Raw genomic sequence first — 10483 nt, 5'->3', positions numbered from 1 at the left:
AGTCAATTCAGGAACGTGAGTGTTGTTCAAGGTGAAATCATTGCCCACCTGAGTAATGTTAACAGTATAATTAGCAACAGCAGTCTCATTAACAGTGTAGACAATCAAGATTCCGTTGTTGTATTTGTCCAATTCAGGGAAAGTCCATTTCCAATTGTTCTCCTCAGACAAAACAGTACGGTTGATCTCAGTGCCGTCAGCATACAAGATAACAGTCACACTAGGAGGTCTGACACCATCTTGATCATTGTTATCGTCCCAAATCTTGGTCACGTTAACTTCAGTCAATTCAGGAACATGAGTGTTGTTCAAGGTGAAATCATTGCCCACCTGAGTAATGTTAACAGTATAATTAGCAACAGCAGTCTCATTAACAGTATAAACGATTAATTCACCGTTCTTGTATTTGTCCAATTCAGGGAAAGTCCATTTCCAATTGTTCATTAACAGTGTAAACGATTAAAACACCGTCTTTATAGACATCTAAGTCTGGGAAAGTCCATTTCCAATTGTTCTCCTCAGACAAAACAGTACGGTTGATTTCTGTGCCGTCAGCATACAAAATAACAGTCACACTAGGAGGTCTGACACCATCTTGGTTATTCTCATCATCCCAAACCTTAGTCACATTGACCTCAGTCAATTCAGGAACGTGAATGTTAAGTACAGTCCAGTTATAAGCAGTCTCATTACTAATTACTGTTGTGTAATTATTAATGACAGTCTCATTAACAGTGTAATTTATAACTTGACCATTATTCTTAACAGGTAAATCAGTGAAAGTATATTTCCAATTATTACCTTCATTTAAAACAGTCTCATTAATCTTTACACCATCTGCAAATAACTCAATGGTAACATTGACAGGTCTGACACCATCTTGGTTATTCTCATCATCCCAAACCTTAATCACAGTAAGATTGGTGAGTTCAACAACTGTTGTTGTAGTGTTGCTAGCATTATTGTTAGTGTAATTAGTTTCTGGAGTGTCGGTAGTTACATTAGCAAAATTGGTAAATTCACCTTCTTTAGTTACATTGGTAACTAAGTTCATGACAACACTTGATTGCTCTAATAAGTCGCTTACAAATAAAGTAACTGTAGTGTCTGAACCCTTATTTAAGGTTAAGCTAATTGTAACTGGCTTTAAGATATCAACATTTCCATCAATATCTGGAATGACAATATTCCATGTGCCAGTTCCATCATAACTTGCTTCATTATAAGTCCAGGTGCCTGCAGTTGCATTGTAAACTCCATAAGTTAAAGTGTTAGTAGTTAAATTGAGTTTACCAGTACACCAGTTTCCGTTAATTGAATCAAAGAAGTTGAAAGTTAAATCGAGTAAATCAAGACCTTCAGGTAAGGTATCTCTTACAGTAACATTTTCAGCATCAATTGGTCCAATGTTTCCGGTAGTGACATTCCAGTCGACAATATCATCAACATCACAACTAGCATTGCTTACTGTTTTATTGATCTCTAAATCAGTAGGACCGACTCTAAGGACAGTGAAATTATAAATTTCTAAATAATATCTGTCTTCTGGGTGAGTAGCTTCTACATAATACCTTCCAGGTTCTAAACCGGCTACAGGTATGCATCTAATGATTTCTCCATCTTTTACAATGAAAATATCACCGAAAATATCTGTTTTCAAACCCTCGAAACTTAAGGTTGTTCCATTTTTGTCGACAACTACATTTCCATTTTTATCTTTTACTAGAACATTAATGATTTGATTATTTTCGAAATCATCTTGGTATAATAAATTACCATAATCACTGTTTTCCGCACCCATTACAGGTCGAATATCTTGAGTTGGGGTTGTTTTGTTTATTAACTGTCCATCCCATGTCATGAATGGATAAGTTACATTGTTTAAAATTGTTTCACAATCTTCATCATTGTAGATTGCATTTATAATATTGTCTCCACCTTGGTGGCTAACACTTATATTGAATTCTTGACCTTCGTTAAGATAAGTGTTGTTTTCTGGGGTGATGTTTAATAGGTAAGACCATGCTTGGTTTTCAAAGAAAGTACTATTTATGACTTTTACATCTGAAGGGAGTCCCCAGAAATTATCTACATAAATAGCTGAACCATTACAAGCTGTGTTATTAATGAAATCTGCTTGTACAAGCACGTTTGAAGAAGCAGAAATATGAATTGCTCCTCCTTCACCTCTATCCTCAGATAAGTCACCTATAGCAGTGTTGTTTTCAAAAGTGGAATTCTTAAATATGGTACCGTCAGCTAAAAGAGTTGCTGCAGCACCACCGTTTTCAGCAGTGTTGTTGAAGGCATATAAATCTTCAACATATAAATCCTCACCTTGTACAAAGAATCCTCCACCAGTTTCTGCTCTATTATATGACATATTGTTATGGGTGAAATTAGTATTTGCACCATCAACAGATACACCACCACCATAAGTAGCAAAATTATAGTCGATTGTATTATTTGTAAAAATACAATTTTCACCGGTGACACATATTCCACCACCGGTTCCAGAATCACTGGAACAATTGTTCCTTGTGATTGTATTGTTGTTGAAAATACAACCATCACCTTCTACAAACAATCCACCACCCGCAGCTAGCATTTCAGCTTCTGCTACGTTTGAATCTAGGACAGTGTTATTTAGTTGAACATCGGATCCGTTAATCCATGCTCCACCACCTTGACCTTCTGCAATATTGTGGTCAATAGTAGAGTTAAAGATTCTGCAGTCTTCTCCAATAACCCATATTCCACCACCTTGACCATCTTGACTACCGTTTACTACGGCAGCATTTTCAGTCATGGTAACATTGTCAAAACGAGTGTGGTTACCCACAACAGCAATACCTCCACCAAGGGTAGCGGTATTGTTTAACAATGTTGAATTTGAAAGGGTAGTGAAGTTCATTACATAGAGGTCAATTGCACCTCCTCTGTAAGCACTGTTGTCAATACAGGTAATGTTATCAAGAACCATACCATCTACTCTGTAAACATGAATAGCACCACCTTGAGCCTTACCACCTTTTGCTTCTTCACTAGGTTGGTAATCTCCTTGAGCACTGTTATTGATAAAAGTACAGTCCTTCACATTTACAGCTGTAAGGAATGTTTCATTTTCAAAAAGACGTGCATCAATAGTCATGTCAATACCACCACCATTACCATTGAAAGCGGTATTGTTTTCTACTAGACAGTCTTTTGCATTAACTGCACCTCTGATAGCACCACCAAAGGTTGCATTGTTACCGATGAAATCAGTATTAATTAAATTACTAATTCCATCACAACACCAAAGTGCTCCTCCACCGAATGATATTTCATCACTTACATAAGATGGGTTATTATCCGGATTTGCAGAGTTATTAATGAATTCACAGTCAGTAAATGTCCAGTTGGAATGGTGTTTTACTGCACCACCTGCAATATCTGCGGTGTTGTTAATGAAAGTTACATCAACAATATCGGGGTTGATTTCATTATGGTTATCGGCATTGATTGCACCACCGTGACCACCAACAGGACCCCATTCACCTTGATAAACATACGCATGGTTATTTTCAAAGATAACATGTTCAAGATCGAAATCATCACTATCTCCACCTAATTGGATAGCACCACCATTAGGAGCGCTATTTCCAGTAAAGTTGGAATAAGTGACTTTATTTCCTTCTGAGTCAGCGTAAATAGCTCCACCCTGACTACCTGCATCATTATCAGTGAAATCACAATTAGTGATTGTTTGGCGATTACAATCCCAACCAATGTAAATAGCTCCACCTTGACTGTTCGCACTATTATTGGTGAAATTACAGTCACTTACAACAGCATTGTCATAAGAAAGATCAATTGCACCTCCACCACTATTCGCGGTGTTGTTTTCAAATGCACAATTGCTTACAGTTAATCCACTTGCAGAGTCATGTATTGCTCCACCACTAGTAGCATGGTTATTGGTGAAAGTACTATCCTTTATCTGGGAGTTAATACCATTGACACCAACTGCACCACCGTAACCTTGAGCACTGTTATTAATGAAATTACAGTTTTCAATTAAACTGTTTTCACCACCGATATTTAATGCTCCTACATTCCATCCAGTAACATTGTTATTGGTGAAATTAGAGTTGGTTACTTTTGCAGTACCATGAAGGTCAACTATAATTTTATCAGTAGTATGATCTTCAAATATACAGTCGGTTATTTCTGTATCTCCTTCAGAGTAAACTGCACCACCAATATTAGCATCAAAAATACTGCCAGTAATTGTTAAATCAGAACCTTCATAATAAACAGTTCCTTTTCCACTCCAAATAGCTTCATTGTTTGTAAAATTACAATTTTCAATTTTTGTATTTGATGAGGAAGATGAACCATAAATTGCAGCACCATTTTGATTATAACAATGGTCGAAAACACAATTGGTTATGGTAGAATCTGATGACTGAATGTTTACAGCACAACATGGTCCTTGTGCAGTATTTGTAAATGCAATATTTTTCAAAGTAATGCCCGGCGCATTTAATTGGAAGATCTTACTTCCGGCACTTATAGTAGCAAAGTCATTAGGACTTCCACTTGTTCCACCACTAATAATCAAATTAGGAATATTGACTTGAACAGGTCCCCCACTATAAGGGCCCCAATTTCCAGAATTCCATGTTTGATTACCTAAGTAAATGGTGTCTCCTGCTACCACACTTCCAGAATCCAAATAAGCTTGAATATCCGCGAGTGTTGAGCCAGATAAATCATAGCTAGCATAAAGTTTGTTTGCACCAAGTACTTCTTTTGATGAACTACTGGTGATTACATCATCAGATGTATCATCAGCAGAATCATCGGCGTTCGAAATCTCGTTTGATATATCATTTGAATCTGAAGCAGAACTCAGATCAGAAATTTCTTGCAGATTGGAATTTTCCGTTGATATATCAATTGTATCATCATAAGATATTATTTCATTATCAGAAATATCTTCCGCCGAAGCGATCCCAACTAAAGATATTAAACAGAATAACATCAAAATAATTAAAATCGAATTAATTATTTTAGTATTGATAAAATGTCCTCCTTTTTTTATTAATTATATTATTAAAAACGATATGGTAAACCAGGTTTATCATACCGTGTATCTAGTTAAAAACTAGATATAGATGGGATGAAAATAAAAAAAAGCTTTAGGTTGATGTTTTGTTTAAATTCATCCCATTTATATCTAGTTTAAATCTAGTTTAAAATGTAGATAGTATTAAATATTAACCATGTTAAGTAATTAAAGGGTCGAGTAAAAATAGCGAAACAACAAATCTTTTGAGATTCATTCCATATATGTTCATAAAATGCTCAAAAATTGAGCGAAGGGCCTACATCCTCTAAAGTTGGCCATCTTTAAAAAACATGAATATTAACTTTTCAATTAATATTAGAAAATTTCGAATATAATTTCATAGAAATATCTAATCACACTATCAAAAAGATAATTTTTTTGATAATATTTTTACATCAACCTAAATCAATTAACAATATCAAGTATTATAATATTGTAAATACTCCATATATAAATGTTATCATATCATATATTGTTATAGTATATAGAAATGTATATATTTTATTAAATTAATTATTAGTTTATTTAGTAAAGTTCAGATAAATTATGTAATTGTATACTTTTTTTGAAAAATAATGAATAAAATTGATGATATGTAAAAAATTGATGTATAACGAAGTAAACTGAAAATCAGCCCTAAAACCGGAGAAAATCAAAAAAATTCAAAACTCAAAACCAAATTTTTGACATGAATTTGAATCATTTTTCTAAAATTATATTCATATGAAACTATATAGTCATATTATATACAACAATAATTATTACAGGAGTCAAAATATGAAAATTCTTGGAATTTGTGGAAGTCCACGTGAAGGTGCAAGTGAATTCTTATTGAAAAGGGCATTGGAAGAGCTTGAAAGTGAAGATTCGTTTGAAACAATCTTTATAAGCGTAAGGGATAAGGACATTTCACCATGCACTCACTGCAACGATTGTGTGGAAACAAAGGGAAAATGTTCAATTCATGATGATATGGATGAAATCTATGATGCCCTTAGGGAAGCTGACGGCATAATACTTGCAAGCCCCGTTCATTTTGGAAGCATATCCGCTCAATTGAAGGCTGTCATTGACAGATGCCAGGCAATGATCATGGAAGACCTGAACATATTTAAAAACAAGGTAGGTATTTCAATAGTTGTTGGAGGCGACAGATCTGGAGGTCAGGAGTTGGCTATCCAACAGATTAACACATTCTACCTATTGAATAAGATCATTCCATTAAGCGGAGGATCCTTTGGAGCCAATTTAGGAGCGTGCCTATGGTCACAGGATGAAGGTGCCGAAGGTGTTAAGAAAGATGAGTATGGGCTCAAGACATTGGATATGACAATAAACAATTTTAAAGAGTTTTTATTGGAGTTTAAAAAACAATAGCTATCCATCTTTTATCAAAACATATATAAATAAAAATTAATATAATAAAAGTAATTTATAGTAAATGGACATTTAATCACAATTTAATTGTTGATTTACTGTTTAAAAAAATAAACAATTGAAACTTATTTTTATATTTAGGTGTAAATATGGGCGAGGCAACCGGAAGTTCTAAAGTAGCAAAGGGAAGCGCTATTATCTTAATAGGAAATGTTATCTTCCGTGTAGGGGGATACCTATACCGTTTTCTTATGGCATCACTTTTAGGACCGGCAGCATATGGTATACTTGGACTTACAACTCCATTTCAAGGAATATTCCAGGTATTGTCTGCAGCAGGGCTTCCACCAGCAATAGCTAAATACGTATCAGAATACAATGCTCTTGATGAAGAGGATCTTGCTCGTCAAACCGTTTTCACAGCACTGAAGATAATGGTCTTTTTAGGATTCTTCTTTGGACTGGTTATGGTATTTGTAGCTGCACCTATCATTACAAACTATTATCACAAGCCAGAGGCTTTATTGCCACTTCAGGCTGTTGGTTTAATCACTCCTTTCAGTGTAATAGTCGGTGCATTTAGAGGTGCTTTCCAAGGTGTGTACAAGATGGAATACATCCTTTACACCCGTGCAATTGAACAGATATTCATGATTCTATTTGCAACTGCCCTTGTAATTTTAGGATTATCCACTTTTGGTGCAGTATTAGGTTCTGTACTCGGTTTTGCAGCATCAGCAGTGTCTGCAGTATATATCTTTAAAAAATATATGGGAAAATACATCCCTCCTGCAAATCCTGACTTTAAGTTCACCTTCAAACAGGAATTAGGTCTTGCAAAAAGACTTCTTTTCTTTTCAATTCCAGTTACAGTAACTGCACTTGCTGAAATGGGTATTTACAGTATTTGTACCTTGCTTATGGGAGGATTCTTAGCTGCATCTGCAATAGGTTACTTTACAGCGGCAGACCCTATTTCAAGACTTCCTCTAATCATTTCAAGCTCACTTGCAACTACAATATTGCCTGCAGCATCTGAAGCATATGCTCTCAAGGATCAAAACCTTCTTGAAAAGTATGTGAATGCATCCTATAAATACGGAATGTTCTTTGTAATTCCGATGTGTGTAGGAATAGCTATCTTTGCAAAGGAAATCATGGGGCTTGTATACTTCACAAATTCAGCTTACATGAACGGTGCAATGTCTCTTGCAATTCTTGTTTTAGGTATGACATTCTATTCAATATATACAATTTCAGGCAGTATTGTTCAAGGTATTGGAAACCCAAGAATTCCAATGTATCTTTTGATATTCGGCTGTATCATTACTTTAGGCCTCGGGTGGTATTTGATTCCTACTTACGGCATTGAGGGAGGAGCTCTAGCAACAACAATAGCTTCATTCATAATGATGATACCTATGTTCCTGCTTCAATTCAGATTAACCAAAACCCATGCCCCTTATTCATTCCTAACTAAAGTCACAATAGCCTCATTGATTATGGCATTGCCTGTGGTTGTACTTCCAAACAATAGCTATGGATTGATTGCAGGATTGATAATCTGCCCAATAATCTATATGATTGCAATTGTAGCACTTAGAACATTGTCTCATGATGATGTAGCAGGATTCAGGAAATTTACCAGAAAATTAGGTCCTTTAAGAAAATATGCAAATAAATTATTGGATATTATAGATAAATACAGTTCTAAATAATCTATAGAATACAGCCTAAATTATCTAAAAACTTTAATCTTTACTTTTTTATTAATTTTAATTTTTACTCTTTTTTTACTCGAATTAAACCTTATTTTTTTTAAAATTCATATCGATTCTTTAAAAAGATCGCTTATAAATGAATTATCGATTACAGATATTTATCATAACGAGTTAAAATAAATATTCTTTCTTTTTTTATCTTAAAACACGATTTAATCAAAAATAAATTTTGAGATAATAAGCGAATATCCCTTTAAAATGAATAAGTTTAATTAATAAAAGGTATATATTAATTATCAACTGGGTAATTCTTGAAAAATAATTATAAGGTAAAAAGGGACGATTAAAATGACTGAAGTAAAAGCTGGAGTAGAATATAAGATTAATATAGATGGAAATTCTTTTCTATTGGATCAAAAGAAATTCAATCTGTTGATTTATATAAATGAAAGCGAATCAATTACAGAAGCTGCTAAGCGTTCTAAAATTTCCTACAGAACTGCTTTAAACTATATCGACAAGATAGAATCAACTTTGGATATAGCTATTGTAAACACTAAAAAAGGAGGAAGCGGTGGTGGAGGAAGCACCACTCTTACCGAAGAGGGCTTGCAGATTCTAAAGGAATGTAAAAAGATCAATGCAATCATGGAACTTCACAGCGAAACCAATGAAATTGAAGCTGAAATCCTTGAAATTGACAAGGCAAAAGGTGTCATGAAAATTCAAATGAATGAATTGGTCATAACTATCCCATTGAAAAAGGAATATAAAGTTGGAGATAAGATTCTTGCTTTAATAAGCTATGACAATATCTTCATAATGTTGGAGCCCCAAGCATCCAGCATCAGAAACATCTTCAAGGGAAAAGTCACTGAAATGAGACTTCAGGATGAAATGGTTCGTGTAAAAATCGACATTGGCGGAGTGAACATTTTCTCAGACATTACCTTATCTGCAGGTAAGGACTTGGATTTAAGTTTGGGAAAAGAAGTTTACATTGGATTTAAGGCATTGTCAATAGCTACCTTAAAATTATAGGTAATTGATTTGAATAAATGAAAATAAGATATTTTTTCACAGATAGCCATAATTTTATATATTTTAAATAAAATAAGATTATTTACAGATTTATTCATGGTGATATTATTTTAAAGATTATAGTTGATGAGGACAAATGCACTGCATGTGGAAATTGTAAAGAGATTTGTCCTAAAGGAGGATATATTTGGACTATTGATACTGTTGCACATGTATCAAATTTAGATTATTGTCATGTTTGTACATTATGTGCAATGAAATGTGGTCCAGATGCAATTAAAATTATGAGAAATGCGCCAGATGAGTAAATAATTAATCGTTATTTTAATTTAAATATAGTTTAAAATTTTTCTATAAATTGTTACTATATTATGCCCTTATTGGAAATACTTTTAGGAAATATTTTTAGGAAATAATTATTTAGAACTTTAATCAGTGAGTGATTCAATGACTAGAACAGCTAAAGTTTCAAGAAAGACATCTGAAACAGATATTGAAATAGAATTAAATATTGATGGAACTGGAAAATATGATATTGACACTGGAGTCAATTTCTTCAACCACATGTTGGAATCCTTTTCCAAACACAGCTTTATGGATTTAAACATTAAGGCAATCGGTGATATTGAAATCGATGATCACCACACTGTAGAGGATGTTGGCATATTGTTAGGTGAAGCTTTCGCAGAAGCTATTGGCGACAAGAAAGGAATAAGAAGAATGGGTCATGCAATAGTCCCTATGGATGATTCCGTTGCAACTTTTGCTATAGACATCAGCGGCCGCAGCTACTGCAATATGGATTTGGATTTCAAGCATGACAAGATTGGTGACTTAAGCAGTGATGTTGTAGTTCACTTCTTTGAATCCTTTGCTTCCAGTGGTAAGATCAATATATATGGAACCTGTGAAGGTGCAAATGACCACCACAAGGCAGAAGCTCTTTTCAAGGCATTTGCAAAATCATTATATGATGGATGCAAAATTGAGCACGATGAAATTTTAAGTACAAAAGGTGTTCTTTAGAATATCTTTTTATTTCTTTTTTTCTTAGTTAGTCTTTTTTTAATTTTACTCTTTGTTTAATTTTCAAATCCTTTAAAGTTTATTTATATAAACTTTCAATTTTTAAAACATTATTCTATTTTTAACATATACACTTTTTACGCCAAGGCAATTATTTTAAAAAATTTAATGAAAAAAAGTTAGTAATTATACGAATAAAACA

7 protein-coding genes are annotated in these 10483 nt (G+C 33.8%); 5 read left to right on the top strand and 2 right to left on the bottom strand.

All coding sequences use genetic code 11. The features are described 5' to 3' along the window. On the bottom strand, positions 1–444 hold a 444-nt coding region (locus QZU90_RS09100; protein ID WP_296856786.1), incomplete at its 3' end, for a Cna B-type domain-containing protein. Continuing rightward, positions 416–5029 carry a Cna B-type domain-containing protein gene (locus QZU90_RS09095; protein ID WP_296856784.1) on the bottom strand — a complete coding sequence of 1538 codons (4614 nt, stop codon included), beginning with the start codon at positions 5027–5029 and terminating at the stop codon, positions 416–418. The genes QZU90_RS09100 and QZU90_RS09095, both read right to left, overlap by 29 nt. A gap of 864 nt (positions 5030–5893) precedes the next feature. Between QZU90_RS09095 and QZU90_RS09090 the strand changes: the two genes are divergently transcribed. The 5 genes from QZU90_RS09090 to hisB all read left to right on the top strand — a co-directional run bounded on the left by QZU90_RS09090 (position 5894) and on the right by hisB (position 10281). Beyond that, positions 5894–6493 carry a flavodoxin family protein gene (locus QZU90_RS09090; RefSeq protein ID WP_296856782.1) on the top strand — a complete coding sequence of 200 codons (600 nt, stop codon included), beginning with the start codon at positions 5894–5896 and terminating at the stop codon, positions 6491–6493. A 149-nt stretch (positions 6494–6642) separates the two neighbouring features. Beyond that, a complete protein-coding gene (locus QZU90_RS09085; protein WP_295606707.1) occupies positions 6643–8211 on the top strand; it encodes a flippase in 1569 nt (522 codons plus the stop codon). 351 nt (positions 8212–8562) lie between these two features. Next, positions 8563–9255 carry a TOBE domain-containing protein gene (locus tag QZU90_RS09080; protein WP_295606704.1) on the top strand — a complete coding sequence of 231 codons (693 nt, stop codon included), beginning with the start codon at positions 8563–8565 and terminating at the stop codon, positions 9253–9255. A gap of 77 nt (positions 9256–9332) precedes the next feature. Next, positions 9333–9563, top strand: coding sequence for a 4Fe-4S binding protein (locus QZU90_RS09665; RefSeq protein ID WP_325192843.1), 231 nt, complete (start codon positions 9333–9335; stop codon positions 9561–9563). A 139-nt stretch (positions 9564–9702) separates the two neighbouring features. Further along, positions 9703–10281, top strand: coding sequence for an imidazoleglycerol-phosphate dehydratase HisB (gene hisB, locus QZU90_RS09070; protein WP_295606701.1), 579 nt, complete (start codon positions 9703–9705; stop codon positions 10279–10281). The last annotated feature ends 202 nt before the right edge of the window (positions 10282–10483 follow it).

The organism is uncultured Methanobrevibacter sp. (assembly GCF_902784195.1).
In the GTDB taxonomy this organism is placed as follows: Archaea; Methanobacteriota; Methanobacteria; order Methanobacteriales; family Methanobacteriaceae; genus Methanobrevibacter.
The sequence above is the reverse complement of the archived record's forward strand: the minus strand, read 5'-3'. Positions and strand labels throughout refer to the sequence as shown.

What these genes read in the sequence shown, in the direction of transcription:
- QZU90_RS09085 (WP_295606707.1), top strand. Translation starts at nt 6,643, where the DNA reads ATGGGCGAGGCAACCGGAAGTTCTAAAGTAGCAAAGGGAAGCGCTATT.
- QZU90_RS09090 (WP_296856782.1), top strand. Translation starts at nt 5,894, where the DNA reads ATGAAAATTCTTGGAATTTGTGGAAGTCCACGTGAAGGTGCAAGTGAA.
- hisB (WP_295606701.1), top strand. Translation starts at nt 9,703, where the DNA reads ATGACTAGAACAGCTAAAGTTTCAAGAAAGACATCTGAAACAGATATT.
- QZU90_RS09080 (WP_295606704.1), top strand. Translation starts at nt 8,563, where the DNA reads ATGACTGAAGTAAAAGCTGGAGTAGAATATAAGATTAATATAGATGGA.
- QZU90_RS09095 (WP_296856784.1), bottom strand. Translation starts at nt 5,029, where the DNA reads ATGTTATTCTGTTTAATATCTTTAGTTGGGATCGCTTCGGCGGAAGAT.